General features: G+C 62.1%; 23 protein-coding genes. 9 read left to right on the top strand and 14 right to left on the bottom strand.

Annotation, left to right across the window (positions count from 1 at the left end; translation table 11 throughout):
- Positions 1-2: 2 nt before the first annotated feature.
- Positions 3-3,788, bottom strand: coding sequence for a vitamin B12-dependent ribonucleotide reductase (locus C0V82_RS05915; RefSeq protein WP_102111534.1), 3,786 nt, complete (start codon positions 3,786-3,788; stop codon positions 3-5).
- Between the two features lie 472 nt (positions 3,789-4,260).
- Here C0V82_RS05915 and C0V82_RS05910 point away from each other — a divergent pair, with 472 nt between their 5' ends.
- The 4 genes from C0V82_RS05910 to C0V82_RS05895 all read left to right on the top strand — a co-directional run bounded on the left by C0V82_RS05910 (position 4,261) and on the right by C0V82_RS05895 (position 6,878).
- Positions 4,261-5,232 carry a putative bifunctional lysylphosphatidylglycerol flippase/synthetase gene (locus C0V82_RS05910; RefSeq protein WP_158659757.1) on the top strand — a complete coding sequence of 324 codons (972 nt, stop codon included), beginning with the start codon at positions 4,261-4,263 and terminating at the stop codon, positions 5,230-5,232.
- Between the two features lie 105 nt (positions 5,233-5,337).
- Positions 5,338-5,727 carry an NADH:ubiquinone oxidoreductase subunit NDUFA12 gene (locus C0V82_RS05905; RefSeq protein ID WP_102111532.1) on the top strand — a complete coding sequence of 130 codons (390 nt, stop codon included), beginning with the start codon at positions 5,338-5,340 and terminating at the stop codon, positions 5,725-5,727.
- Positions 5,728-5,831: 104 nt separating this feature from the next.
- Entirely contained in the window at positions 5,832-6,308 is a 477-nt protein-coding gene (gene mlaD / locus C0V82_RS05900) for an outer membrane lipid asymmetry maintenance protein MlaD (RefSeq protein ID WP_102111531.1), read from the top strand.
- 75 nt (positions 6,309-6,383) lie between these two features.
- A complete protein-coding gene (locus C0V82_RS05895) occupies positions 6,384-6,878 on the top strand; it encodes a DUF2155 domain-containing protein (protein ID WP_245924173.1) in 495 nt (164 codons plus the stop codon).
- Here the strand turns inward: C0V82_RS05895 and aat are convergent.
- From aat to C0V82_RS05880, 3 genes are all read right to left on the bottom strand, one after another.
- The gene (aat, locus tag C0V82_RS05890) at positions 6,812-7,465 is read right to left on the bottom strand and encodes a leucyl/phenylalanyl-tRNA--protein transferase (RefSeq protein WP_102111530.1); all 654 of its coding nucleotides are present in this window, start codon (positions 7,463-7,465) and stop codon (positions 6,812-6,814) included. The genes C0V82_RS05895 and aat overlap by 67 nt on opposite strands.
- Positions 7,466-7,533: 68 nt before the next feature.
- Positions 7,534-8,946 (bottom strand): hypothetical protein, encoded by a 1,413-nt coding sequence (locus C0V82_RS05885; RefSeq protein ID WP_102111529.1) that lies wholly within the window; start codon positions 8,944-8,946, stop codon positions 7,534-7,536.
- A complete protein-coding gene (locus C0V82_RS05880; protein WP_158659756.1) occupies positions 8,943-9,839 on the bottom strand; it encodes an ABC transporter ATP-binding protein in 897 nt (298 codons plus the stop codon). Before C0V82_RS05880 ends, C0V82_RS05885 begins: the two co-directional genes overlap by 4 nt.
- Before the next feature lie 280 nt (positions 9,840-10,119).
- Between C0V82_RS05880 and C0V82_RS27750 the strand changes: the two genes are divergently transcribed.
- Positions 10,120-12,231, top strand: a complete 2,112-nt coding sequence (locus tag C0V82_RS27750; protein ID WP_158659755.1) for a methyl-accepting chemotaxis protein — start codon at positions 10,120-10,122, stop codon at positions 12,229-12,231.
- A gap of 131 nt (positions 12,232-12,362) precedes the next feature.
- Here the strand turns inward: C0V82_RS27750 and pth are convergent, their stop codons facing one another.
- A complete protein-coding gene (gene pth / locus C0V82_RS05870; RefSeq protein ID WP_102111526.1) occupies positions 12,363-12,974 on the bottom strand; it encodes an aminoacyl-tRNA hydrolase in 612 nt (203 codons plus the stop codon).
- 98 nt (positions 12,975-13,072) lie between these two features.
- Positions 13,073-13,654 carry a 50S ribosomal protein L25/general stress protein Ctc gene (locus C0V82_RS05865; RefSeq protein WP_102111525.1) on the bottom strand — a complete coding sequence of 194 codons (582 nt, stop codon included), beginning with the start codon at positions 13,652-13,654 and terminating at the stop codon, positions 13,073-13,075.
- A gap of 856 nt (positions 13,655-14,510) precedes the next feature.
- Between C0V82_RS05865 and C0V82_RS26770 the strand changes: the two genes are divergently transcribed.
- Both C0V82_RS26770 and C0V82_RS26765 read left to right on the top strand, forming a co-directional pair.
- The gene (locus C0V82_RS26770) at positions 14,511-15,314 is read left to right on the top strand and encodes a hypothetical protein (protein ID WP_158659754.1); all 804 of its coding nucleotides are present in this window, start codon (positions 14,511-14,513) and stop codon (positions 15,312-15,314) included.
- On the top strand, positions 15,311-17,110 hold the full coding sequence (locus C0V82_RS26765) for a hypothetical protein (protein ID WP_158659753.1): 1,800 nt from the start codon (positions 15,311-15,313) through the stop codon (positions 17,108-17,110). The genes C0V82_RS26770 and C0V82_RS26765 overlap by 4 nt, the downstream gene beginning before the upstream one ends.
- Before the next feature lie 110 nt (positions 17,111-17,220).
- Here the strand turns inward: C0V82_RS26765 and C0V82_RS05860 are convergent, their stop codons facing one another.
- From C0V82_RS05860 to C0V82_RS05850, 3 genes are all read right to left on the bottom strand, one after another.
- Positions 17,221-18,522 (bottom strand): amidohydrolase family protein, encoded by a 1,302-nt coding sequence (locus C0V82_RS05860; RefSeq protein WP_102111524.1) that lies wholly within the window; start codon positions 18,520-18,522, stop codon positions 17,221-17,223.
- Positions 18,522-19,988: an amidohydrolase gene (locus tag C0V82_RS05855; protein ID WP_245924172.1), complete on the bottom strand. Its 1,467-nt coding sequence runs from the start codon at positions 19,986-19,988 to the stop codon at positions 18,522-18,524. Before C0V82_RS05855 ends, C0V82_RS05860 begins: the two co-directional genes overlap by 1 nt.
- Before the next feature lie 121 nt (positions 19,989-20,109).
- Positions 20,110-20,745, bottom strand: coding sequence for a DsbA family oxidoreductase (locus C0V82_RS05850; RefSeq protein WP_102111523.1), 636 nt, complete (start codon positions 20,743-20,745; stop codon positions 20,110-20,112).
- Positions 20,746-20,897: 152 nt separating this feature from the next.
- On the opposite strand from C0V82_RS05850, the gene C0V82_RS05845 reads away from it, so the two are divergent.
- The gene (locus C0V82_RS05845) at positions 20,898-21,632 is read left to right on the top strand and encodes a hypothetical protein (RefSeq protein WP_158659752.1); all 735 of its coding nucleotides are present in this window, start codon (positions 20,898-20,900) and stop codon (positions 21,630-21,632) included.
- Positions 21,633-21,636: 4 nt separating this feature from the next.
- On the opposite strand, the gene C0V82_RS05840 is transcribed toward C0V82_RS05845, so the two are convergent.
- Genes C0V82_RS05840 through cobS form a run of 3 tightly spaced genes read right to left on the bottom strand, consistent with a single transcriptional unit; the run spans position 21,637 to position 23,912 of the window.
- Entirely contained in the window at positions 21,637-22,311 is a 675-nt protein-coding gene (locus tag C0V82_RS05840; protein ID WP_102111521.1) for a lipid-binding SYLF domain-containing protein, read from the bottom strand.
- Between the two features lie 51 nt (positions 22,312-22,362).
- A complete protein-coding gene (locus C0V82_RS05835) occupies positions 22,363-22,995 on the bottom strand; it encodes a histidine phosphatase family protein (protein WP_102111520.1) in 633 nt (210 codons plus the stop codon).
- A complete protein-coding gene (cobS, locus tag C0V82_RS05830) occupies positions 22,992-23,912 on the bottom strand; it encodes an adenosylcobinamide-GDP ribazoletransferase (RefSeq protein ID WP_158659751.1) in 921 nt (306 codons plus the stop codon). Before cobS ends, C0V82_RS05835 begins: the two co-directional genes overlap by 4 nt.
- Here cobS and cobT point away from each other — a divergent pair.
- A complete protein-coding gene (gene cobT, locus C0V82_RS05825) occupies positions 23,901-24,980 on the top strand; it encodes a nicotinate-nucleotide--dimethylbenzimidazole phosphoribosyltransferase (protein ID WP_102111518.1) in 1,080 nt (359 codons plus the stop codon). The genes cobS and cobT overlap by 12 nt on opposite strands.
- Here cobT and C0V82_RS05820 read toward each other — a convergent pair whose 3' ends face one another.
- Positions 24,981-25,421 (bottom strand): RES family NAD+ phosphorylase, encoded by a 441-nt coding sequence (locus C0V82_RS05820; RefSeq protein WP_102111517.1) that lies wholly within the window; start codon positions 25,419-25,421, stop codon positions 24,981-24,983.
- On the bottom strand, positions 25,418-25,828 hold the full coding sequence (gene parS, locus C0V82_RS05815; protein WP_102111516.1) for a type II RES/Xre toxin-antitoxin system antitoxin: 411 nt from the start codon (positions 25,826-25,828) through the stop codon (positions 25,418-25,420). The genes C0V82_RS05820 and parS overlap by 4 nt, the downstream gene beginning before the upstream one ends.
- Between the last annotated feature and the right edge of the window lie 35 nt (positions 25,829-25,863).

Below are 25,863 nucleotides of genomic sequence, written 5' to 3'. Positions count from 1 at the left end.
GATCAACTGCAGCCCGTCGTGCCGCCGCATGTGTCGCATTTCAGGCAGGTCCCGTTACGGACGAGGGTCATGTTCTGGCATTCGGGGCAGGGGTCGCCCTCATACCCACGGGCGCGGGCTTCCCTGACCTTTTCGAACCGGGCATCGTGCCGGCCCACGGTGCCACCACGCAGGGCCGTGCTGGACAGGCTGTCGGAATGGACCGACGCGCCGCCGGCATAGCTGGTAACGTCGGTGCCGGTAGCGGCGTAAGCCGTCGTTGCCTGTTGGAACCCAGCCAAAACCCGTCCCTGCTGTCCACCCGGCACTACGCGCAGGTTTGAACGGACATAGCCGGTCGAAGCGATACGTGCGACCGCGGCCAGCGTCTCCTGCGTCATGTAGGCAGCATTGTCCGGCAATTCCGGCGCCGTATTGGCGGCTTCCGGCACACCGGCCAGATCGGCCTGGGCATCGCCCCGGCCCATCGTATCGGGCAGCAGATCCTCCGGCGTGGCATGCGCCAGATCGTTGCGGCCAAGGTACGAGATGGCCAGTTCCCGGAACACATAATCCAGGATGCTGGTCGACATCTTGATGGCATCGTTGCCCTGCACCATGCCCGACGGTTCAAAACGGGTGAAGGTGAAGGCCTCCACATATTCTTCCAGCGGCACGCCATATTGCAGGCCCAGCGAGACCGCGATGGCGAAATTGTTCATCATCGACCGGAAGGCGGCACCTTCCTTGTGCATGTCGATGAAAATTTCGCCCAGACGGCCATCCTGATATTCGCCGGTGCGAAGATAGACCTTATGCCCACCGACCATGGCCTTCTGGGTATAGCCTTTGCGCCGCTGCGGCAGCTTTTCGCGCCCGCCGGACCGCACAACCTTTTCCACCACGCGCTCAACAACCCGTTCGACCACCCGTTCGGCGACCAGTGGGATGCGGGCGGCGGCTGGCGCCTCCACCACGCGTTCCAGTAAGGTGGGCTCCTCACCGGTCAAATCATCCTCGTCGTCCTCCAGAATCTGAGCATTTAGCGGCTGGGATAGTTTGGACCCGTCGCGGTAGAGCGCGTTGGCCTTCAGCCCCAGTTGCCAGGACAGCATATAGGCGTCTGTGCATGCCGTGACCGACGCGCTGTTGGGCATGTTGATGGTTTTGGAGATTGCACCGGAGATGAAGGGCTGGGCCGCCGCCATCATGCGAATATGGGCTTCCGCCGACAGATAGCGCTTACCGATCTTGCCGCAAGGACTGGCGCAATCGAAGACGGGCAGGTGCTCATCCCGAAGGCCGGGCGCTCCCTCCAGCGTCATGGCGCCGGAGACATAGACATTGGCTGCCTCAATCTCCTTCCGGGTGAAGCCCAGATGGGCCAGCAGGTCGAAACCGGCGCTGTCCAGCAGGTCGGCCGGGATGCCCAGCGTATCGATGCAGAAATCGGCGCCCAAGATCCATTTGTTGAACACGAACTTGATATCAAAGGCCGATTCCAGCGCGCTCTCGACCTTTTCGATCTCCCCGTCGCCAAAGCCCAGCTTGCGCAGCCGATCATGGGAGATGCCGGGCGCGCCGACCAGGGTGCCATGACCGACGGCATAGCGTTCGATCTTGGCAATGGCCGCATCGTCATAGCCCAGGCGCGACAGCGCCTCCGGCACGACACGGTTGATGATCTTGAAATAGCCGCCACCGGCCAGCTTCTTGAACTTAACCAGGGCGAAGTCAGGCTCGATCCCGGTCGTATCGCAATCCATGACCAGACCGATGGTGCCGGTGGGCGCGATCACAGTGGTCTGGGCGTTGCGGAAACCATGGACGCGGCCCAGGTCCAGGGCCCGGTCCCAGGAAGCGCGCGCCGCGCTGATCAGGTCGGCATCGGGGCATTCATCACTGACTAGCGGCACCGGCGCCACCGACAGTCCCTCATAGCCCGTGCGGGCGCCATGCGCGGCGCGGCGATGGTTGGCGATGACGCGCAGCATCGGCTCGCGGTTGGCATCAAAGCCGGGGAAGGGACCCAACTCCCGCGCCATTTCCGCAGACGTGGCATAGGCCACACCCGTCATCAGCGCCGTGATGGCACCCGACAGCGACCGGCCCGCGACACTGTCATAGGGCAGGCCGGCGGCCATCAGCAGGCCGCCGATATTGGCAAAGCCCAGGCCCAGGGTCCGGAAATCATAGGACAAGCGCGCGATTTCGCGGCTTGGGAATTGTGCCATGGCCACGGAGATTTCCAGGGCGATGGTCCACAGTCGGCAAGCATGCGTAAATGATTCGATATCGAAACGGCCATCGGGACGCCGGAATTCCATCAGATTGATGGAGGCGAGGTTACAGGCCGTATCGTCCAGGAACATATATTCGCTGCACGGGTTGGACGCGTTGATGCGACCGGATACCGGGCAGGTGTGCCATTCATTGATGGTCGTGTCGAACTGCACGCCGGGATCGGCCGACTGCCAGGCGGCATAGCCGATCTTTTCCCACAGGTCGCGGGCCCGCAGTGTCTTCGACACTTTTCCGTCGGTGCGGCGGATCAGGTTCCAGGGGCCATCACTGTCCACCGCCTCCAGGAACGCATTGGGTACGCGCACCGAATTGTTGGAATTCTGGCCACTGACGGTCAGGTAGGCTTCTGAATCCCAATCGGTATCAAAGGTGCGGATATCGATGCCGGCATGGCCCTGACCCGCCAGCTGGATCGCGCGCTGGATATAGTTTTCGGGCACCAGATCGCGGCGGGCCGCAATGATGGCGCGCTTCAAGGCCCGATTCTTGGTGGGGTCCAGCCTTTCGGCGTCCGGGCCGATCCCTTCATTACAGGCGGCCATCACCATATTCAGGTGGCGCGACACCTGCTTGGACCCGGTAACCAGGGCGGCGACCTTCTGCTCTTCCACCACCTTCCAGTCGATATAGGCCTCGATATCGGGGTGATCGAGATCGACTGTCACCATCTTGGCGGCCCGGCGTGTGGTCCCGCCGGACTTGATGGCGCCCGCTGCGCGGTCCCCGATCTTCAGGAAGCTCATCAGACCGGAGGATTTGCCGCCGCCCGACAGCTTCTCATCCTCCCCGCGCAGGCGGGAAAAATTTGTTCCGCTGCCGGAACCATACTTGAAAAGACGGGCCTCGCGGACCCACAGATCCATGATCCCGCCTTCATTCACCAGATCGTCGGCCACCGACTGAATGAAGCAGGCATGCGGCTGTGGGCGTTCATAGGCGGAGTTGGAAGGGGTAACGGCACCGGTGGCCGGGTCGACAAAGAAATGCCCCTGGGCGGGACCGTCGATGCCATAGGCCCAGTGCAGGCCGGTATTGAACCATTGCGGGCTGTTGGGGGCCGCCATCTGACGGGCCAGCATGAAGCGCATTTCGTCGTAGAAGGCCGAGGCATCGGCATCCGAATCGAAATAGCCACCCTTCCAGCCCCAATAGGTCCAGGTGCCGGCCAGACGGTCAAAAACCTGCCGGGCAGAGGTCTCGCCGCCCGTTCGCTGCTCGGCTGGTAGCTTTGCTAGCGCCTTCGCGTCCGCGACATGGCGCCACAGGAAACTGGGGACGCTGTTTTCCTCCACCGCCTTCAGCGCCTTGGGCACACCGGCACGGCGGAAATATTTCTGGGCCAGGATGTCACAGGCAACCTGGCTCCATTCCGCTGGGACCTCGATATCCTTGGCCTGAAACACGGTGGAACCGTCGGGATTGCGAATCTCGCTGGTCGCCGTTCGGAACGGGATGTCCGCATAGGCATCCTGACCTTCGACGGTGAAACGGCGCTCGATACGCATGGTCCTGGCCCCTTTTCCCAGACAAGGCGGCGATCCTGACCAGCCCCGGCCACGAAAGGGACAGGCGCAGCCACACCGCAATATATGGTGACGGGCCAGAGGCTAGGCCACCGGGGGCGGGGCCGGCAACCAGATTTTGTTGGGGAGAACAGGGCTATACACTGCTTATTGTGGTTGACGATTGCAGCATGCCGGAATCCATTCCGGCATGCTGAGCCATGGCGGAAATGCTGGATTTGGCATCCCGCCCCCTTGTGTGAGTCGCGTCGATCCCCACATCGGGGTGACGCATAAGGTCAGGTGGCCCGCCGCAGGGCATATCCACACCGGACAGGGGGTTTCATTCCGTCCCCAACGGTGGCAGGGTGCGCCCGCCAAATGTGGCCGGTATCATAGCCAAGTCGTGCCCTGAATGCCCCTGACGCCCGATCCCGAGTCTCAACCGCCCCAGACCGTCCCTGCCAGTGAGGGCATGAGCCGGCGGCAGAAGGCGTTCCTGGGCATCGGTACGGTTCTGTTCCTGGGCGTGCTTCTGGTTTTCGCCGTCCGTCACGTGATGGCGGAGGTGAATTTCGGTGAGGTGATCGCCTATCTGGAGGCGTTGCCCCTGTCCAAGGTGATCAAGGCCATCGGCCTGACGGCCTTGGCCTTCTGGCTGCTGACACTCTATGACTTGTCGGCGCTGATCTATCTGAAGAAGAAGGTACCATACCGGACCACGGCCTTCGCGGCAGCCTGCGGCTATGCGATTTCCAATAATGTCGGCTGGGCGGTGATCAGCGGGGCAGGGGTTCGGCTGCGGGCCTATGGCACCGCCGGCCTGTCGCCGGGCGATGTCGCCAAGGTCGTGGTGTTCTCCACCACTACCTTCACCCTGGGCCTGACCTTCACCGGTGCCGTCGGCATGATCGTCGGGCCGCACCCCGTTTCCGTCCTGCTGAAGATCCCGGAACTGGCGGTACAGGCGGCCGGTGCGCTGATGCTGCTGGGCCTGCTGGCCATCTGCGTGATTACGGCTGTGACTCACAAGCCGGTTAAGATCTGGCGCTGGTCGATCCAACTGCCCAGTTGGGGTGGGGTTGTCTCGCAGATCACCATCGCATCAGCCGAGTTGGTGGTGACAGCGGCCATCCTGTGGATGCTGCTGCCGGTTGATGTGCAGGTGCCGTTCGTCTCCTTCGTGGCCCTGTTCTGTGCCGCCCTGATCGTGGCGATCTTCAGCCATGTGCCGGGCGGTCTGGGCGTGTTCGAAAGCATCATCCTGCTGGGCATGGCCGACCATGACGCTGCCAGTTCTATCCTGGGCGCGCTTCTAGCCTATCGCTTCATCTATTATGTGCTGCCGCTGGCCGTGGCCGGCTTGTCCATCGCCATCTGGGAAATCCGCCACCATACGGGCCGGTTCGGCCGTGCGGCGGACCGGTTGCGGGGACGGGGGGAATAACAGGCTGCTTTCAAGCACATCTGGGTCTGCCGCGTTGCAGTGGACAAGCTCCCCAACGCCGGTGCATAGTCGCCGCCGATCTTCGTTCCGCATCACGGAAAAGCCATGAGCGACCGTATTTCCCTGGCCACCTGGATGGCCAACATCCAGATCAAGCTGCTTGTCTGGCGTGCTGGCCGGCTGGTTGGCAGCGATGCTGCCGGTAACCGCTACTTCGAAGAGAAGAAGGCGCGTCCCGGCATGAAGGCCCGCCGCTGGGTCCTGTACAAGGGCGAGCCGGAGGCGACCAAGGTGCCGCCGGAATGGCATGGCTGGATGCATTACAACATGGCCGCCCCGCTGCCGGCTGACAGCGCCTTCCACAAGAACTGGCAGTTGCCGCACCAGCCCAACCCGACGGGCACCACCCAGGCCTATCGTCCGCCCGGCCACCTGTTCGCTGGCGGCAAGCGCGACAAGGCGACGGGTGATTACGAGGCCTGGACGCCGAACTGATCATCCCTATCTTTGGGATGTCGCATGGCGGCGCCGCAAAAGCGCCGCCATGATCGTTTAAGGGATCGGGCATTGTCCCAATCCGGCAGGAGTTGATCTGTCCCATGCGCAAGAACGTGATCGAAACCGTCCTGGGTGCTGTCGTCCTTCTGGTCGCCGGCTTCTTCTTGTTCTTCGCCTACACGACCAGCAGCGTGAAGGCCGTGTCGGGATATCCGCTGGAGGCGCGGTTCAGCAGCACGGGCGGTCTGGCCGCCGGTGCCGATGTTCGTATCTCCGGCGTGAAGGTCGGGACCGTCACCAGCCAGCGTCTGGACAAGCAGACCTTCCAGGCCGTGGTCCGCATGGATATCGACAGCAATGTCCAGCTGCCGCGTGACACGACGGCCAGCATTGCCAGCGAAAGCCTGCTGGGTGGCCGCTATCTTCAGTTGGACCCCGGTGGGGAAGAGGACAAGCTGAAGGCAGGTGACACGATCGAATACACGCAGTCCGCCGTGAACCTGGAGGAACTGCTGGGCCGCTTCATCTTCAATTCTGCCGGTGGCGACAAGAAGGCCGAAGCACCCGCTACGCCCTGAGCGGCGGTCGGCCTTGATGCCGCCGTAAAACGCCGCTTTCCTGCCTCAACCGTTTCCTGATGCCTGCGGTCCTCAATGTCGATGCGCCTCATCCTTGCCGGTCTTGCCCTTGTTCTGGCCTTGCCGGCAACGGCACAGGAAGTGCCGCCTGCTGATCCCGCGGCGGCACCGGATGTGCAGGCCCCGGTGGGGGCGGTTCAGCGCCCGGCCCCGCCGCCGCCACCCGCCCGGAAGTTCGACCCCATGCCCGTGGCCCTGCTACAGGGACTGGACAAGGTGACCGCCCGGACCAGCACGTTTGAGGCCAAGGTGGGCGAGCCGGTGAGCTTTGGTCAGCTGACCATCGTTGTGAAGGCCTGTCAAAAGGCATCACCCATTGATCCCCCCGAATCCGCCGCCTTCCTGGATGCCCAGGAGAAGCGTTCCGACGGTACGGTCGTGCCGGTGTTCCAGGGCTGGATGTTCGCTTCCAGCCCGGCCCTGTCGGCCATGGAGCACCCGGTCTATGACGTCTGGGTCAAGGATTGCAGGAAGTCGGACAGCAAGGCCCGCTCATCTTCCAAGCAGTAAAAATCCGCTGGCGCATTGACCGCCTTGGATAATTGCGCGCGATAGCGGTGGCGCGGGATTTCTGTCGCCCCGAACTGTGACAGATGTTCGGTCAGGAACTGTGTGTCCAGCAGCAGATAGCCGCCAGCCTTCAGACGTGCCACCAGATGCACCAGGGCGATCTTGCTGGCGTCCGTGGCACGGGAGAACATGCTTTCCCCGAAAAAGGCACCGCCCAGCGAAACGCCATACAGCCCGCCCACCATCTGCCCATCCTGCCAGCATTCCACCGAATGGGCCTTGCCCATGGCGTGCAACTGACAGTATGCCTCCCGGATCTCGTCATTGATCCAGGTCTGCGGACGGTCAGGGGCCGGCTCGGCGCAGTGCATCATGGTGGCGCGGAAATCGCTGTCGATCCGGATATCAAAGGGGAAGTGGCGCAGCGTCTTGCGCAGCCGCCGCGGCACATGGAACACGTCCAGCGGCAACACCCCCCGGAAGGGCGGATCAAACCACAGAAGGTCTTTCGCATCCGCACTTTCCGCCATGGGGAAAACCCCACCGGCATAGGCACGGATCAACAGCTCGGGCGTCAATATACCCATCATTCCCCGGCGCGTGGTGGCAAGGGCCGGCTACAACCATAGCAAGTTGCGCCGACGCTTACAAATCTTCACGCCGAGAACAGCAGATAGCAGGCGATCAGCCCCAGCATCGAGAAGGCCTGCCCCGAACCGGTCAGCCGGCCCAACAGCAAGGCGACTGCCGGAACCAGCGCCACGACAAGGCCCAGCCATGACCCGGGCACGGTACCGCTGCGCAATAGCGTCCCCGCAAGAAGCAACAGCAACGGTGCCCCGGCCAGTATCAGCCCCGCCAGATAGCCCGCCATCAGCCGCACATTGCTGGAGGCCGGCACCGCCATGGCCAAGGGTAGCAGGGACCTGCCCGATGCACGAACGCCGAGGTCCCCGAGAGGAAACAGGGCCGGCAGCAGCAGCAGCGCCACCGCGCGCCGCACCGCATCCGGCCCGTCGGACAGCAGCGCCAACGCGACTGCACCGCCCAACCAAATGGTCAGCAGCTTCCATCCCGACCGTGACAGGCGCAGTTCGGCTAACAACAGGACGGCAAGGCCGCTTCCCCCATTCGGGCGCACGCTGATGGGGGCGGTCTGCTTCAGGGAAGCGGGTCTAGCGGTCTTGGCCGCGTCATTGGCCCTGCTTGCCTGCGCCGGCCCCCGAAACCGGTCGCCCAGCAGGCCTGCGGCCATGGCCAGCCCCGCACCCGCCAGGAACCAGATGCCCCGGGCAGCGAGGTAGGAGGGGGCGGACCAGTCAAAGCCATCCCAGGTGAAACTGCCATTGACGGATCGGGTGATGTGGATGCCGAAGGTGGTGCCATGGTCTCCCGGTACCACGCCGCCCATATCGTGCATGGGCAGACCCGCGCCCAGCGGATCGGCGACGGGTCCTAGCATCCCCCGCGACACACTTGTGGTCAGCGGCAGGACCACAAGCCAGGCCACCATCATCAGGATGCCCGCCGCCACCGGGCCGCGCGTCCAGCGCCTGGCCTCCACCAGCCCCCGGAACCCTGCCAGCAACGATGCGCTGGGCACACTGACCAACAGCAGCGGACCTAGCAATGCTAGCGGCTGCTGCACCGGCGCCTCCCCCCGGACAGCCTGGATGAACAAGGCGCCGAGACCAAAACACAGCAGGAAAGCCACCAGAAAGAAGGTGTCGGCCAGCCAGCGGCCCAGGGCGAAGGCGGTATCGCTGACCGGCGTGGCACCCGTCAGCAGAAGCGGATGACGCGTGGGTGGAAAAGCGATCCGCAAGGCGATGAAATGCGCCGGCAGCAGAACGGTTACTCCCAACGCACCCACGACCAGCCCCACGGTTTCCGCGGTGTAGATCGGGCGTAAGGTGCCCACGGATACCGTGACATAGCCGGCATCGACCGGTGGCAGGGCAAGACTGGCCAGCATGCAGGCCAGCGCCAGCCAGACCCACAGGCCGCGCCGCCGCGTGAAACCGGCCAATTGGAACCGGGCGACCGCCAGGATAACGCCGATTGTCATGCCCGGTGCTCCGCAACGGCGGCCAGATAGGCATCTTCGAGGCTGGGGGCCTCCGGTATGGCGCCGGGCGGTGCCGCCTTTCCGGCATTCAGCACCAAACGCAGGCGGATACCATCCGCCATCCGCTTGCGTCCGGTGACCGTACCGAATTGCAGAGCATGATCAATGGCCGTGGCGGGCACCGTAAGGCTGACGACCCGCCCCTCCAGGGCGGCCGCCAGCGTTTCCGGCTGTCCTATGCTGATGGCCTGACCCTTTGAGAGGATCAGCAGATCCTCCGCGATGGCCTCCAGATCGGAGACGATATGACTGGAGAAGACAATCACGCAGCGCGGCGCCATCTCCGTCAGGATGGATTGCAGGGCCAGTTTCTCGAACCCGTCCAGTTCCGCCGTCGGCTCGTCCAGCAGCAGGATTTCCGGTTGCCCCAGCAGCGACTGCGCAACGACCAGCCGGCGGCGCATTCCGCCCGACAGATCGCCCACCGGCGTATCGAGCTTTGCCGCGATGTGCAGGGCGTCTGCCAAGCCGGCCGCCTGCTGGGCGGCCTCCCGCGCGGGCAGGCCCTTCAGAGCGGCCATATAGGCCAGCAATTGGCGGGGCGTGGCATGGGGTGGCAGGTCCACCGATTGCGGGGCATAGCCCAGGCGCGCATAGTGCGCCCGCATAGATTGGGTAACATCCTGCCCACCATTTTCAACGCGCCCCTCACTGGGCGGAAGCGTGCCAGCCAGCATCGCCAGCAACGTAGACTTGCCCGCACCGTTGGGACCCAGAAGCCCGTGAATCCCCGGCCCCAATGTCCAGTTCACATCATGGACAGCCCGGAACGTGCCGAACCGCCGCCCCAATCCAGTCAGTGTGAGGGACGGCGAGGCCGTGGGGCTTGTCATCAAGATAGGGTCACCAGGATATGGCGGAATCGTCATCATACCGACGCCGCATGAGGGGCATGCCGATCATGGTAATCCGCAGGGAGCCTCGCTGCAACGCTACGCCATTGGGTTCCGTCACGGAAACTTCACGGAACTGCCGCCGATCCTTTACCACACCGTCCCTATGTGATGAGACCGAAGGCCCCCGCGCGGCGGCAAAATCCGTTGTCCCCGCGCGGGGGAGGGAAAACGGGATTTGCTGGGATTTTAGCAAAACCCCATCAATGGGATGCGCGGCATGACCGAATGGACGCTGTCCGGCGATACACTCTCCTTGCAGACGGAACCGGCGGGACGACCGCGCCCGGTCTGGCGGCAGCGCCTGCTGGCGCTGGTGGAAACCCTGATGGCCCGCCTGCACCGGCAGGGGGATGTGGGGGAGGGGGGCTGGCTGGCCCAGTTGTCGATCTCCACCCGCATCGGCTTTCTGGTGGGCGCGGCCCTGTTGACGGTTCTGCTGACAGCGGGTCTGTTCCTGTTGGGGGATGCCAGACGGGAAAGTGCGACAGGCCGCATGACGGGCCTGTCGGGCTTTGCTGAGACGGCAGCCGATCTGAACCGGGGCATGACGGCCCTGCAGCTTCACGTCACCCGCTTCCTGCGCGAACGCGATCCCGCGGCGGGTACGGCGTTCAAAACCACCCTGACGGAGGTGGAGCAGGCGGCGGCGGCCCTGACGGCCCATCCCGCCGCCGCCGATCAGGCGGAGACGATGACGGCCCTCACGGCCCGTCTGACCAGCCTAGCCGCCGCATTTGACGCCGTCGATCAGGCGACCCGTGCCGTCGGCCTGACGGACGAGGAAGGCCTGCGCGGGCAGATGGCGCGGTCGGTGGCGGCGACCGAGGAGGAGCTGAAGAAATGGCCCGCGACCATGGGCGCACAGCTGTTCATCGGCATGGCGGAAATGCGCAACGCCGAGAAATCCTTCCTGATGACGGGCGACGAAAAATATGTGGGCCAGCACCGCAAGGCCTTCAACGAGTTCTCCTTCTTCATCCCCGAAAGCCAGCTGGACCCGCAGACCAAAGACGCCATTGATGCCCTGTCCCGGCAATACCGCCAGGATATGGTGGCGCTTTCCAGTGCGGTGGCGGCACAGGATAAGGCGGTGAAGGACTTCAACGCCGCCTTCGCCGAGACGGCCCCCCTGATCAAGCAGCTCTTTGATTATACGCGCGCCGGGCTGGCCGATGCCAAGCAGGCGGAGAGTAGCATCCGTACCCAGACACAGCGCCTGACCATGGCCATTGGCGGCATCCTGGTGGCCCTGTTCTGCGGCCTGTCGCTGCTGCTGGTCCGGTCCATCACGGGGCCGCTGGCCCAGATCGAGGGGGCGATGGAGGGGCTGGCGCGGGGCGAGCGGCTGTCCTTCATCCCCGGCACGGCTCGGCGGGACGAGATTGGCGACATGGCCCGTGCCATCGATGTCTTCCGCGTGAATGCGGAGGAGATGGACCGGCTGAAGGTGGAGGAGCAGCAGCGGGAGCGTGCCCATCAGCAGGAGATGGCGGACCGCCTGGGCGGGCTGGCCCAAGCCCTGGAGCAGGAGATGACCCGCCGGGTGGAGGCCGTTCTGACCGAGGCGGCGGGCATCGCCGCCATGGCCGAGCGCATGACGGGGGCCGCCACCCGCACCGGTGAACAGTCCGACGGCGTGGCCGGGGCGGCGGGGGAGGCGACGGGCAATGTCCAGGCAGTGGCCGCCGCCACCGAACAGCTTGCCACCTCCTCCCGCGAAATAGGGCGGCAGGTGACGGAGGTGGCCGACATGGTCCATGCCGCCGTGGAACGGGGCGCGCAGACACGCGCGGTGGCCAGCCAGTTGGCCGACGCCGCCCAGAATATCGGGCGGGCGGCGCAGCTGATTGGCGACATCTCCGGTCAGACCAACCTGCTGGCGCTTAACGCCACCATCGAGGCGGCGCGGGCCGGTGAGGCGGGGCGCGGCTTTGCCGTGGTCGCCGCCGAGGTCAAGACCCTGTCAAACCAGACAGGGGCTGCGACCGAGGAAATCGCCTCCCAGATCGCGGCGGTCCAGCGGGCAACGGAGCGGGTGATCACCGATATCCATCAGCTTCACGATGTCATCGCCCGCATCGACGAGATCGCGGGATCGATCAGCGCCGCCGTGACGCAGCAGGGCAGCGCCACCGAGAGCATCAGCGCCAGTGCGGCCAGTGCCGCCGACGGCACCATCGAAGTGTCTGATCGTATCCGCACCGTGGCGGCGGACGCCGCCGAAACCCGCACCCTGTCACAGGATCTGGGTCAGCGGGCCACACAGGTGACGGCGGAAATGCGGGCGCTGCGGGAGCGGCTGGCCAGCATCCTGGACGAGGCGGCTTGATGGCAAGCCGCCCTCAATCGCCGGGCGCCGCCATCCGGCGGCTGGGCTGCGCGCCCACGAGGGCGCGGGCGCTCAACGCGCCAACCAACATGCAATGAGTAGAACTCATTGCATGTTGGTATGATGCCCGATTACCCGACCGCCGGGGCCGGCTTCTCCGGCTTCGGCGGCTTGGGCGGGGCGGTCAGAGAGGCGACGCGGGAGGCGTATTTTTCCGGCTCGCCCTTGACAAGCAGGGGCAGCTCGGCAGCCAGAACGTCCAGCAGTTTGGGCAGCCAGACCTCATCGGCTTTCGCGAAATTGCCCAGCACCCAGCCATGCACCCGGTCCTTGTCACCGGGATGGCCAATGCCGATGCGGACGCGCCAATATTCCTTGCCGATATGATCGTCGATGGAGCGCAGGCCGTTATGGCCGCCATGGCCGCCGCCCTGCTTGACCCGGATTTTACCGGCGGCGACATCCAGCTCATCATGCAGGGCGATGGTGTCGGCGGGCGTCAGCTTGTAAAAGCGCATTGCCTCCCCAACCGACTGGCCGGACAGGTTCATGAAAGTCTGGGGCTTCAGGAGGAAGCATTTTTCGTCAGCGGCGAGGCCTTCGGCGACCATGCCCTGGAAACGCTTTTTCCAGGGGCCGAAGCCATAGCGGCGATGGATTTCGTCCACCGCCATGAAACCGACATTGTGACGGTGGCGTTCATATTCCGGGCCGGGATTGCCCAGTCCGACCAGAAGCCGCATCGCCCTATTCCATAATTAAATCAGTAACTTAACTTAAAGCCCGTCGCCTCTTCGGGCATGAGACCCGAAGAGGCGGGGTACTTATCACGACAGAACGATTACGCGTCGGCCTTGACGGTCGGGGCGGCAATCGTGGCGACGGTGAAGTCGCGGTCGGTGATGGTCGGGCGCACGCCTTCCGGCAGCTTCACGGACGAGATGTGGATCGACGAACCAACCTCGAAGCCTGCCAGATCAACGGTGATCTTTTCCGGCAGGTCGGCGGCCTTGGCGAACACCTCGATATCGTGACGGACGATATTCAGGATGCCGCCCTTCTTGATGCCGGGGCAGGTTTCGACATTCACAAACTCCACCGGCACCTTCAGGGTGATCTCGGTGGTGTCGCTGACGCGCAGGAAGTCGGCATGCAGCGGACGGTCATAGACCGGGTCCAGCTGCACGTCGCGCGGCAGCACGCGGTGCGTCACGCCGTCGACCGTGATGTCGAACAGGTGGGTGAAGAAGCCCGGACGATGGATCTCACGCGTGAACTTCGTGGTGTCCAGGGCGATCATCACCGGCTTTTCCTTGTTGCCGTAGATCACAGCCGGAATCGAACCAGCACGACGCGTGGCCCGGGCGGTCCCCTTTCCGGCCCGGTCGCGAGCCGTGGCGGCGAGCGCGATAATCTGGGTCATGATACTCTCCTAGTACGAAAAAAGACCCGGGCGCGGGCATCCGCGTCGGGTCCGGTAGTGGCGCCAGCCTCCAGGGGTGCTGTACGCCGCGAAAAATGGTCCGGCCTTTTAGGCGCAAACCCGCCCAGAGTCAAGGCAGCCCCGGCCTTTATCCCCTGCATCCCGCTCGGGTCGGGGTCGCGCCCACGCAACGCTGTGAAACATGCCGGGCGGCGATGTTTCATTGGGCGTGCCCGGATCATCCCGGTGCCGGCCCCCGCCGTCACTGCCGCCTGTGAAACATGACGCATCATGGCGGCGGGGACGGTTGCACAGGCCCTGATGCGGGGCAGGGGCCGTCCTGCGCAACCTTGTGAAACATCCGCGTTGTGCATGTTGCACAGGCCATGGCCGGGCAAATCCGTGATTTTCCGGGGATTTGCCGGCGATGTGAAACAGTGTGCAACAGAAATACGTGTCGCGTTGCGTGGGCGCTGCGGGCGGGGGAAGGGTGCTGCGCAGGCGGAGGCCGCGCGGTCCTGTGCAACGCTGTGAAACATGCCGACGCGCGATGTGGCGCGGGCGATGGGGCCGTGGGGGCGACCGGGGCACCGGGGTTTTGAGTGAAACATCCTGTCTCCTATCGGCGCGCGTGAACCATGGCCCCACAGCCACGGCGCACGGGTTGCCGTGCCGGGGCCGTGGGGGCGTCCGGGGGCAGGCGTGGCTGTGGCGGTGAGGCGTGCAGGATAGCACGGGGGGCGGGAAAAGTCAGCGGTTGGTGGGACTCTCTAAGTCTCATTCCGCAAAACTTATTGATTCCCTAATAGGAATAATTAAGATGCATTCTGTCATCTGAATATTGGAAGCAGTGTACATGGTATCTGATATCCCGAGTCCTAGTAGATCAAGATTCAGGTTGCTGGTAAGTGGAAGTCACAGGTGTGACCCGGCATTACCTTTGGTGCATAGTACGGATGGCTATGTGTTGCATGATGTATTGCAAAGTGGGTTTCTTTCTCCCCAAAGTTGCAAAGTATTCACTGGAGAAAATCTCATTTACCTATTCTATGGCCGCCCCTCTTTTCGTGTAAACCAGAAGGAAGAACCAACAAGTTTGCGACATTATTTTCCAATTTGTTTGATATTTAAGTTGGATGCATTGATTGAAATAAAAAGGATATTTCCTTTTGACTCGGGTGCATTTTCAATTCAACTGTATAATGCGTATATGCATAAGAAAATGCAACTTACTGATTTTAGCTTGGAGCCCGATCCATCAACTCCGGGTAGATTAATTTCGCTTTTTTTTGGGTCAGTAGAAAGTTATTTGGCTGCAAACCCAAGCATTAATAGAATTTTCGATCCATCTGAATTTGAGGCCCTTAGTTACCAAGCCTTAGTTAATGCAAAGGAAGGTAATTCAATTGATAGCCGAGGTTCGGGTATTGAAGTTCAGACCGAGCAAGAGATTCCTTTAAAGGACAATGTTGAAGCTGTAATTATCCCGTCGGCATTTGTTGATGGTAAAACTGGAGATTTACTAAAAAAAATGGGCATTCATCCCATTCCCTATTCAATATTTGACAGAAGTAGGCCCAGCGAGTATTTTTCTAAGTTAACGGAGTTATGCCTTTCATATTATTTGTCCCGTGGGTTGGTATCTGGTGAGAGGTTATGATGGCTAGATTGTCCTATTATTACGAATTAGAGGTATTGTCGCCTGGTTTCCTTGTTCCAGTATTTATCCCTTTTTTTGGTTCAAATCATCATCTCATACAGGTAATTGACTCCGAATTTAGAGTGTCCGGTTTCGATATTATAGAAATTAGTTGTCACGGCATGTTGCCTGCTGAAGGAGACTTTGAAGTTGAAGTTGGCGACTTAGCCTTATGGGCATTTCGTGATAGTAATGGGAAAATTCATTTGGGAGCACGCGAAAATATAATTTCCCAAGCCAGATATTTGATTGACTCGCAGAATTTAGAGAACGATTCAATTGCTGCAGCGGAGTTAGTGTCATTCAGCAATATTATTAATGAATATTTACATATATTCAAGTTAGTTTATAATAATTTGCTAAAATATTCAGAGTTGACCGCCTCTACATGGCTTGACAGCATGCTTATTGGCAAGGCGATTAGATCAGATCTAGAAAGATATTTAAGATCAAAGGGTTTTGGTTCAAGTAGAGGTGCAAAAACAAAAATTGATAAAACTTTTTCTATTACACGTGATAACGTGACGTTTGTTTATACGTCAATCGTGGTCACAGAAGATGATGTTAGTTGGGATGATTGGAAAAGAGTTGCAGTAATATTTAAGTTGGAAAGGATCATTACCGTAATAATTGAAATTCCGCCCATCCCACGCATTAATGTAATAGACAACTGGATGATCGTTGGCGTCGGCAGTATTGCAAGATCAATCATTTTGAAGTCTCCATTCAATGGAGTAATGAAGTTTGATCATAATTTTGGACCATTTTATTTATCTTGCGGACATGATCGTGATTTGGTCAATGAACCTTTGGCTAAATATAAAATTAGAATAGCTATAGTAGGAAGCAACTGGAAAGACATAAAATATATAGACTCTTTGTTTGCGGACTTGAAAATTGAAGACACAAGTGGTCACATTATCAATATTCGCCCCCTTGGTTATGGAACCCCGAACTCAGATAAGGCTAACCCTATTGATATACTAAATTTTTCAGATAAGATAAGGTATGTTTGGCTTGTTACTGCGCATAGATTAAGACAAACTGGGAAATTCGCCGTAATGCTATCAGCGCTACATACGGCATCAAGATTTGCAAAGTCAGCGGCAAATGGATTGGTTGTGTTGAATAACAGTATATTTGGTCAACTGATCTATGATATTTGTGCCATCAAAGGCATTGGGATAATTGGAGCTACGAGGTACATTGCTGCATTGGAAATAGTAGATTTAATTAGGAGAGTTTTGTTTACTATGGTTTCTGAAGATGTGTATCTCCATTCGGCAAAGAAGATAATTGTTTTTTGTCCAAGTGTTATTTCTAGAGGAACTTACAACGTATCACTTGGAAATTATAATTATTCGGTGATTTTAATTGAGACTTCTTCCAAATATGGAGGCGGTGATTTGCTTGGGTATGCTATTGATGTTGTGACTTCAAGTCGTACGCGCAGAGATTTTCTAAATTTGTGTCTTTCTATATTTGACTTTATCAATATTCATGTTTCATCTACGGATGAACATGGGTTCAATGTGATTTATGTTGAATACGGCGTTAATGTAGTGAGATGCTTGCTCACGCATAGCAAAGAGGATAATTCGCGGGTTTTTGTTCAAAAAGTTGGCAATCTTCATGAGGGAGATTTGATAATAACTAACCAAACAGTGACTTCTAGGATGCGAAAAATCTCAAGCATTGGAAAATTTGGTATTATTCATTATTCTGGGATTGAGAGATATTTCAATGCTCTTAATTAAGGTTATGTTTTATTTTACCGACATAGTTTTCAAGAGTTTTGCATTTAGTCAGGCAAGCATTAAATTGAAAGAGACACGCCCTCGCGGGCGTGCCCCCCCACCCAACTCCCCTACCTCTTCAAATACCGCTGCTCCAGCGCCCGCGCCCTGGTCTGCAGCGACTGCTCCGTCCCATTCACGAACACCTTTTCCGCCAGGACCGTGGGTTCCAGCGGGTCGCCGGCCCACAGCACGAGGTCGGCGGGTTTGCCGACCGCGACCACGCCGGCATCCTTCACCCCGAACAGGGCGGCGGGGCGGCTGGTGATGGCGGCCAGGGCCTTGTCGCGGGGCATGCCGTAGGCGACGGCGGTGCCGGCCTCGAAACGCACCTGATTGGCGTAATGGCCGTCGGCGGTGGTGGTCAGGATGACGTTGACGCCGGCCTTTTCAAGCAGGGCGGCGTTTTCCAGGCGCGCGCGCTGTATCTCAAACCGGTTGGGGATGTTGGTGGTGGGCTTGATGATCACGGGCACGCCGGCGGCCGCGATCTCACCCGCCACCATCCAGCCTTCCTCCACCCCCAGCAGGACCAGCCGCAGCTTTTCCTCTTTCGCCAGACGCAGGGCCAGACGGATGTCGGCGGCGCGGGAGACGGCCAGGAACAAAGGTGCCTCGCCACGGGCCACCGGCAGCAAGGCCTCCAGATCGGCGCGAGACAGGCTGTACTCGCGCGTGCCGCCCTGGTTGAAGGCGGCCTTGTTGGCGGCGTAGTGGCGGGCGTCTTCCAGCGCCTCCTTCAGGATGGCGACGGACAGGCTGCGGCTGCCGCCGGCATTCTTGGCGGCGGTTTCGCCCAGGGGCAGGGCCACGCCGATGCGGCTGCGCACCAGGATGTCGGCGGCGGCACCGGTATGGATGATGGCCGGCTGTCCGTGGAACAGCGGCTCTTCCACATGGCCAGCGGTATCCACCTCATGCGTGTGCGCACCGTCACCAAAGGCGGCGGCGGGCATGATCACGGCGCGGGTGACACCGCCCAGACGGGCCAGCGGCAGCAGGGTGCTGGCCGGGTTGACCGAATAGGAGGGGTCGTAGGCGACGGCGAAGTCCTTGTTCTCGGCCTGGCTGTCGTTGGTCTGCTCAACGGCACTCACCTCCTCAATGCCGATATCGCTGCTGGAGACGAACAGGCCGGGGGTGACGGTCTTGCCGGTGCCGTCGATCAGCGTGGCACCGGCGGGCACGGCGGCCCCGGCACCGGCGGCGGTGACGATGCCGTTCTGGATGACGATGGTGGCACCGGGAAGGGAGGCACCGGTGCCGGTGACCAGGGTCGCCCCCTGGATGGCAATGGTCTGTGCCTGGGCCGCGGCGCCTAAGGCCAGAGCGGCAAAGACGCTGCCCAACAGGGCCTTTTTCAGGTTGTTCATCACTTCACCCCCGCCTTGAAGATATCGGCCCCGGACTGCCCCAGCTCAAAATCGGAGCGGGGTTCAGCCGGCGGACGGGCGCGGTCATGCATCAGCACACCGTCGATATAGACCAGATCGGCCAAGGTATAGATGGAGAAGGGGTTGCCGTTCCAGACCACGACATCGGCCATCTTGCCGGGTTCCAGGGTGCCGGTCTTGTCCAGCACGCCGATGGCCTTGGCGGGATTGGCGGTGATCCAGGTGATCGCCTCCTCATCCTTGATGTCCAGGCCCAGATAACGACCCTCGGCCAGGGCCTGGGCTGTTTCCTTGTTCAGATGCTGAATCAGCGTCTCGTCATCGGAATGGATGACGGCGCAGGCCCCGGCGGCATGGACGATGGCGGCATTGGCGGGCACGCCATCATAGCTTTCCATCTTGAAGCCCCACCAATGGGCCCAGGTGGCGATACAGGTATCGCCGGCCTTCAGCAGGTCGGGGATCTTGTAGGCCTCCGTCGCGTGGTGGAAGGCCTTGATGGAATAGCCGAATTCCTTGGCGATATCGAGCATCACCGACATTTCATCGGCGCGATAGCAATGGTTCTGCACCAGGATATCACCGCGCAGGACGCCGGCCAGCGTGTCCAGTTGCAGGTCGCGCTTGGGCGGATCGCCGGCATCGCCCTTTTTCTGCTTGTCGTAATAGGCATCCCATTTGCGGCGATAATCGGCGGCCTCGATCCAGGCCTTGCGGTAGCCGGCCACGTTCGACATGCGGCTGGCGGGCGCGCGGCCCTTGCTGCCATAGACACGCTTGGGATTCTCGCCACAGGCCATTTTCAGGCCATAGGGCGCGCCGGGGAACTTCATCTCCTGCACATTGCGGGCCGGCACGTTCTTCAAGGTGACGCTGCGCCCGCCGAACAGGTTGGCGGAGCCGGGCAGAATCTGAAGCGTGGTGACGCCGCCGCGCAGCGCCCGTTCGAATCCGGGGTCCTGCGGCCATACGGAATGTTCGGACCAGACCTGGGCCGTGTTGGGGTCCGTCGCGTCATTGCCATCGGAATGGGCCTGTACCGCCGGGGCGGCATAGACACCCAGGTGGGAATGCATGTCGATGACGCCGGGCGTGATATAGCGGCCCGTGGCATCCACGACGGTGGCACCGGCAGGCACGGGCAGGGACGCGCCCACCGCTTCGATCTTACCGTCGCGCAGGATGACAGTGCCATTGTCGATACGCTGTCCCGTACCGGTCAGCACCGTCGCCCCGGTCAGGGCCACCACGCCGCTGGCCGCCGGCTTATACCGGCTGGGGAAGGGGTCGCGGTTGGCGGCGGGGTCCAGACCCTGCGCCAGCCCCGCCTTGTCATCGCCCTTGTTCTTGTCCTTGGATTGGTTGGCCGTCTGTCCCGTGGCACATCCAGCCAGCACCAAGGCCAGCCCCGCCACCATCCAGCGACCGGTCCGCGACCGCGCCATTGCCCCACCCCATTGTTGTCCTTGAAACAATGGGGTGAGTGTGGGGACGGTTCACCTGTCAAGTCAACGGCTTGGGGTGTAACGGGATTGTAACGGAATGTGTTGGTGTGTGGCGGCGCGCTTACCCCACCAGCGCATCGCGCGCCAGATCCAGCATAGGCAGGAAGGCGGTGTGCTCCTGTGCCCCGGCCAGCGCGTAGCGGCGGTCAAAAATATAGCAGGGCACGGCCTGTACGCCCAATTGCCGGGCCGTGGTGTCGGCCCCCTTGATGGCGGCGCGGTCAGCCTCGCCATCCAGATAATCGCGCGTCTCGTCGGCGTCCAACCCCTGTTCCAGGGCGATGGCGACCAGCGTGTCCAGATCACCGATATCCAGCCCGCGCTGAAAATGCGCCGCGAACAGGGCCATGGCGACCGGCGTGGCCTTGGCCCAGCGTTCGGCAAAGCGGATCAGGCGGTGGGCCTGGAGCGTGCTGGGGATACGGCGGATCAGGTCCTGGCGCAGCATCAGACCTTCCCTGGCCGCTGCCTGTTCCACCACGGCATGCATCTGCCGCACTCGTTCCGGACCACCGAATTTCACCGTGAAATAGAGATTGCGGTCCATGCCTTCCGCCGGCAGGTCTGGGTTCAGCTGAAACGGCATCCAGCGCAGGTCAACGCGCACGCCCGGCCGTTCGGCGAGCGCCCGGTCCAGCCGCACCTTGCCCAGGAAACACCAGGGACAGATCAGGTCCGAATAAATCTCGATCAGCATGTTCGCCCCGATGCCCCCCGGCCACACTATCACCATAACCCGAATTGACGGGGCGGGCGAGGGGGCGGCACCGCGCAAGAGTCGTTGCGCCGTCAACCGCGCGGGTCCATGCTGTTAAAAATTTGTGACGGTCCGGCGGGTGGGGACCCAGGATGACGAAAATACTGACCGCACCGCAATTGGCATCGGCTTTTGTCGGCCACGCCACGCTGCTGCTTGCCGTCAACCTGACCCATGATCTCGACCCGGTGCTGGCGGGTTTCCTGTCGCATGAGGTGCCGACGGCGGATGAATTGCTGGATGATCAGGTGCTGATCGGGCAGGTGATCCGCGCACCGCGCGGCGATATGCGCCTGGAACGCACGCTGGCCTGGCTGGAACAGGTCTGGTTCAATCTGGCCGACCGGTCGGCGGTGCATCCCCTGGTCTGTCAGGAACTGGACGTGCGGCGCCATTCGCCGGTGATCTTCGATCTGGATGAAGGCCTGATCCGGGCCGCCAACCTGCTGGACCTTCTGGTCCGGCAATGCGCAGGTTTGAAGGATATGTCGGCCCTAGCCGGCATCCTGTCGCTGCTGCGCCAGTGGCAGGGGGACCGGCGGCGTGAAACCCTTCTGGAACTGGAACGGCGCTGTCTGCCGGCGCTGGAGGGGGATGATGGCACGCCCGCCGCCGAACAGGTGCGGCGCATCCGCTTCCTGGCCATGGAAGGCGCGTTGCCGGCGGATGAATATCTGGGCCTGCATTTCGATCCGCAGGCGCTGCCCGACTGGGATATGGCGGAGCTGACCCGCCTGATCCGCACCCGCTATCCGCTGCTGCGCCGGTCGGATGTAGAGGCCATGGTGGCCGCCCGCACACCAGTGGCGCGGGCGGCAGTCGCCTAGGTTTTTACTGCGCGCTCAGCGCCGTCGCCAGCGCCTGTGCCTCGGGCCGGTAGAAATGCCGGTCCACCAGAATGGCGCGGGGTTCGGTCTTCTGGCCATAGAACTTGTCGTTGAACTCGGACCGCGGGGCGATGACCGAGCCTTCGACGGCCATGCCGCCAAACAGGCCGCTGGTCTTGGCATACACATAGATGTCCGCCGACAGGCCGACGCCGTAGGAGGCGCCGACGCCGGTGCCCAGTTCGCCAATGGCGACATTGGCGTCGGCCCCCAGCTTCACCTTGCGGTCGATAACCGCGTCCAGACCCTTCTGGGTCATGATTACCATCATCATTTCCGACGCCTGCCCGCCGAATTGCAGACCAAAGCTGGCCTCTGCCAGGGTGTAGAAGGCAGGACCGCTCCACGCCCCGTCATCGCCGCGCGCCACCATCACGCCGGTGCCGCCGCCGCCGCCCACGAAGAATCCAGCCTGGATGACATTGGGTAGGATCAGGACCGCGCGAGCCCGGCCCACCAGGGTCTTCAGGTCCTTATATTGCGGATCGGTCAGCAGGGTCAGCGCCGTGACCCGCGCCCGTTCCACCATCAATTCCGGTTCGGTCAGGGCCTGGGCCGGGCGCACCAGGGCGGACACCGCCAGGGTCAGGCCGAACAGGGCCATCACGAAACGCTTCATTTCTCCGCTCCCTTATTTCGCGAACATGCTCTCAATGCCCGCAATGCCTAATCAAAGCAAGCGGCCCCGACATGGCGGAATATTGGCGCCGATAAGGCGCCATTGCCCGTCCCCATGGCCCAGGGCCAGATGGTCCATCCGGAACAGGTGCCAGTGATCAACGGCAACCGACAGCACCCCCGCCGGCGACAGGCCCAGCGCCAGCGCCATGGCGGCGCGGATAGGACCGGCATGGCCAACCATCACGATGTCGCGGCCTTGATGGGCCGCCGTTTCGCGCATGATTGCGGCCGACACCCGCGCACATAGGTCCGCAAAGCTTTCGCCACCCGGTGGGGCGTTACCGGCAGGATCCTGCCAGAAATGCTCGGCCGTCGCCCGCTCGCTATCCCAGATTTCCGCATGGGTACGGCCATGCCAGGACCCGAAATCCTGTTCGGTCAGGTCGGGCACGCCAAGGGTAGGCTGATCGGGCGTCAATGCAGCCGCCGACTGCACGCTGCGTGACAGGGGTGTGGTCAGCCAGATGGCATTGTCGGGCAGCCAGGATCGCGCGCCCTCAATCATTCCGGTATCGGAAAGATCGACATCCGCATCCATCTGTCCGGCAATGGTGCCCGGCGGCAGCGACAAGGGCGCATGGCGCACCCACCACCAGCGGGTGACAGCGCCATCAACGCTCATGTCGAGGCCGGAATGACGGCGGCCAGGGCCAGAAGAAAGCCGATTTCGGCCATTTGCTGCCCGGCACCCAGCACGTCACCGGTGACGCCGCCGATCTGCTTCTTTGACAGTCGTGCCACGCCCCACACGGCGGCGGCGGAGATGGCCATGACCGACAGGCTGATCATGCCGGAAGCCAGATGCAACTTGTTTAGGGCCGTGGCGGCCAGGGTAAAGCCGATCAGCAGGGCGACCAGAGCGCGTGCGCTGTCGGGCCGCCCTTGGTCCGCCGACACACCTTTCAGGCGGGCATCGGGCAGGGCCAGCTTCACCAGCGGCAGCAGGCCGCGCGAGAAGGCATGCGCACCGATCAGCGCCAGTGCAACCGTGCGCGGATCGGCCAGCGTGGCCAGCACGCCGACACGGGCCAGCACCACCAGGATCAGGGCCATGGAACCATAGGTGCCGACCCGGCTGTCCTTCATGATGGACAGCTTTGCCTCTTTATCCCGCCCACCGCCGAATCCATCGGCGACGTCGGCCAGCCCATCCTCATGCAGGGCCCCTGTCAGCCAGGTCAGGGCGGCGACAGTGACGATGGCGGCCAGCAACGGCGCCAGACCCGCAACAGTTAGTGCCCAGTAGAGCACACCACCGGCTACCCCGATCAGGCAGCCCACAATAGGGAACCACGACAGGGCACGCCGGTTCAGGTCGTCCGGCCAGTCGCCCTTCCAGCGCAGGGGCAGGCGGGTCAGGAAGATGGTGGCCGCCATGAATTCCGCGAGCGGTTGGGGCCTGTGCTGCTTTGTTGCATCGCTCATGACATCGGTATAGGCCAGTGTGGCTTTCACCGCCAGCACCGTTCCGGCACCCACGCAGGGGGCCAGACGGAAACCATGATACAATCGCTTCAGGAACGTCCCATGTCCGGCCATCACGACCATTCCCATCACCACCACGATGATGAAGGCCTGCCCAGCCTGGAGGAAATCCGCCGCGTGCTAGCGGACCTGCCGGGTCCTGACCTGGAGTCCGCGACGGCGGCGATGCAGCGTGAGCAGACCCTGCTGAAGCCACCCGGCGCGCTGGGCCGGCTGGAGGAGTTGGTGCAATGGCTGGCCACGTGGCAGGGCAAGGCGCCGCCGGAGCTGACCCATCCGCGCATCGTGATCTTTGCCGGCGCCCATGGCGTGGCGCAGCGTGGCGTGTCGGCCTATCCGCCCGCGGTGACGGGACAGATGGTGCAGGCCTTCATCAATGGTCACGCCGCCATCAATCAGCTGGCTGAACTGCATGATGCCGACCTGCGCGTGCATGAGATGGACCTGGACCATCCGACGGCTGACTTCACCCAAGGCCCGGCGATGAGCGAGGAGGTCTGCGCCCGCGCCGCCGCCTATGGCATGATGGCCATCGAACCGGGCCTGCACCTGCTGTGTCTGGGCGAAATGGGCATCGGTAACACCACATCAGCCGCCGCCTTGTGCGCAGCCCTGTTCGGTGGCCCGGCGTCCGACTGGGTCGGCCCCGGTACGGGCGTGGACAGCGAAGGCATCAAGCGCAAGATCGCGGCGGTGGAGGCGGGGCTAGCCGCCAACCCCACGGCCCTGACCGACCCGTTCGAGGCGCTGCGCTGCCTGGGCGGGCAGGAACTGGCCGCCATCATGGGTGCCATCATCGCCTGCCGTCTGGCCCGTGTGCCGGTCGTCCTGGATGGGTTTGCCTGCACCGCTGCGGCTGCCGTCCTGTACAAAGCCGATCCCAAGGCGCTGGACCATTGCATTGTTGCCCATCGCAGCGCGGAGCCGGGCCATGCCCGCCTGCTGACCGCCATCAACAAGCGCCCGTTGTTCGAATTCGACATGCGCCTGGGCGAGGCATCGGGTGCGGCCCTGACCATCCCCGTCCTGCGCTCTGCCCTTGCCTGTCACCTGAACATGGCGACCTTTGCCGAGGCCGGGGTGTCGGCCAAGGGCGAAAAGCCCGCCGGGTCGGTGCATTGATCAGGACGTGAACGGCGCCCACAGCCGGCGGTCGAAGCTGAAAGCGCGGCTGCCGGTGATGCGGGCGCCGTTTGCTTCGGGATGGCCCGGGTTCAGCAGCAGATTGCGGCTTTCCGGCACGATCAGCGACGGCACGGACAGGACAGCAGTGCGGGCGGAGCGCAGCCAGTCCGTGCCGAAAATCGCCGTATCCGCTGGCAGTTCGGTCACCCTCTCCACCGGCACACCGGTCAAGGACACCTCGCACAACACATAATCATCGGGTAGCAGATCGGGCGACAGGTCCAGATGCACCCGCACTTCCAGCACAGCCAGCGCCGCTGTTTCCGCAAGATAGACAAGGGGCAGGCCGGGCTGGTTCCAGCGTCCGCCATAAAGCCGCGCCCCTTCGCCCGACAGGTCGGCAAAGGGCGCGCGGCAGATGCGCCAACCGCTGGTCACGCAGCGATGCCATGGGCAATGCGGCCCAGCAGGTTCTCCACCGCCCGCGCCCCTTCATCGGTGTCCAGCAGGTCCAGCGGTTGTTCCCCGCCCAGCGCCGATGTCGGGCGGCGTAGCCAGCGTGCTGCCTTTTCCCGATTGCCAAACGTCTCCGCCGACAGCGCCAGAAGCCGGACCACACGCACCAGCCGGTCCGATTGTTCCGCCGTCAGCCGGCCCGTCTTGCGCCGGTTGGACAGGGTGCGGCGGGGAAGGATGATGCGGTCCATCTCCACCGCGTTCAGCCAGCCGCCATTCAGGACATGGTCGATAGCATCCACAGGCAGCCCGTCGCGGATCATCCGTACCAGATGAAGGCCGCTGCCGCCTGATCCGCCGATTATTTCCTGAACACGCGCCGGCTGCATCGTACGCTCCTGGCTATTTGCCTTTATCATATGGG

The organism is Niveispirillum cyanobacteriorum, assembly GCF_002868735.1.
Lineage (GTDB): Bacteria > Pseudomonadota > Alphaproteobacteria > Azospirillales > Azospirillaceae > Niveispirillum > Niveispirillum cyanobacteriorum.
This window is presented reverse-complemented; position numbering and strand designations above follow the sequence as displayed.

Coding starts and splice junctions, on each gene's coding strand:
- C0V82_RS05915 (WP_102111534.1), bottom strand. CDS start 3,788: ATGCGTATCGAGCGCCGTTTCACCGTCGAAGGTCAGGATGCCTATGCG.
- C0V82_RS05910 (WP_158659757.1), top strand. CDS start 4,261: ATGAGCCGGCGGCAGAAGGCGTTCCTGGGCATCGGTACGGTTCTGTTC.
- C0V82_RS05905 (WP_102111532.1), top strand. CDS start 5,338: ATGAGCGACCGTATTTCCCTGGCCACCTGGATGGCCAACATCCAGATC.
- mlaD (WP_102111531.1), top strand. CDS start 5,832: ATGCGCAAGAACGTGATCGAAACCGTCCTGGGTGCTGTCGTCCTTCTG.
- C0V82_RS05895 (WP_245924173.1), top strand. CDS start 6,384: ATGTCGATGCGCCTCATCCTTGCCGGTCTTGCCCTTGTTCTGGCCTTG.
- aat (WP_102111530.1), bottom strand. CDS start 7,465: ATGGGTATATTGACGCCCGAGCTGTTGATCCGTGCCTATGCCGGTGGG.
- C0V82_RS05885 (WP_102111529.1), bottom strand. CDS start 8,946: ATGACAATCGGCGTTATCCTGGCGGTCGCCCGGTTCCAATTGGCCGGT.
- C0V82_RS05880 (WP_158659756.1), bottom strand. CDS start 9,839: ATGACAAGCCCCACGGCCTCGCCGTCCCTCACACTGACTGGATTGGGG.
- C0V82_RS27750 (WP_158659755.1), top strand. CDS start 10,120: ATGACCGAATGGACGCTGTCCGGCGATACACTCTCCTTGCAGACGGAA.
- pth (WP_102111526.1), bottom strand. CDS start 12,974: ATGCGGCTTCTGGTCGGACTGGGCAATCCCGGCCCGGAATATGAACGC.
- C0V82_RS05865 (WP_102111525.1), bottom strand. CDS start 13,654: ATGACCCAGATTATCGCGCTCGCCGCCACGGCTCGCGACCGGGCCGGA.
- C0V82_RS26770 (WP_158659754.1), top strand. CDS start 14,511: ATGGTATCTGATATCCCGAGTCCTAGTAGATCAAGATTCAGGTTGCTG.
- C0V82_RS26765 (WP_158659753.1), top strand. CDS start 15,311: ATGATGGCTAGATTGTCCTATTATTACGAATTAGAGGTATTGTCGCCT.
- C0V82_RS05860 (WP_102111524.1), bottom strand. CDS start 18,522: ATGAACAACCTGAAAAAGGCCCTGTTGGGCAGCGTCTTTGCCGCTCTG.
- C0V82_RS05855 (WP_245924172.1), bottom strand. CDS start 19,988: ATGGCGCGGTCGCGGACCGGTCGCTGGATGGTGGCGGGGCTGGCCTTG.
- C0V82_RS05850 (WP_102111523.1), bottom strand. CDS start 20,745: ATGCTGATCGAGATTTATTCGGACCTGATCTGTCCCTGGTGTTTCCTG.
- C0V82_RS05845 (WP_158659752.1), top strand. CDS start 20,898: ATGACGAAAATACTGACCGCACCGCAATTGGCATCGGCTTTTGTCGGC.
- C0V82_RS05840 (WP_102111521.1), bottom strand. CDS start 22,311: ATGAAGCGTTTCGTGATGGCCCTGTTCGGCCTGACCCTGGCGGTGTCC.
- C0V82_RS05835 (WP_102111520.1), bottom strand. CDS start 22,995: ATGAGCGTTGATGGCGCTGTCACCCGCTGGTGGTGGGTGCGCCATGCG.
- cobT (WP_102111518.1), top strand. CDS start 23,901: ATGTCCGGCCATCACGACCATTCCCATCACCACCACGATGATGAAGGC.
- cobS (WP_158659751.1), bottom strand. CDS start 23,912: ATGGCCGGACATGGGACGTTCCTGAAGCGATTGTATCATGGTTTCCGT.
- parS (WP_102111516.1), bottom strand. CDS start 25,828: ATGCAGCCGGCGCGTGTTCAGGAAATAATCGGCGGATCAGGCGGCAGC.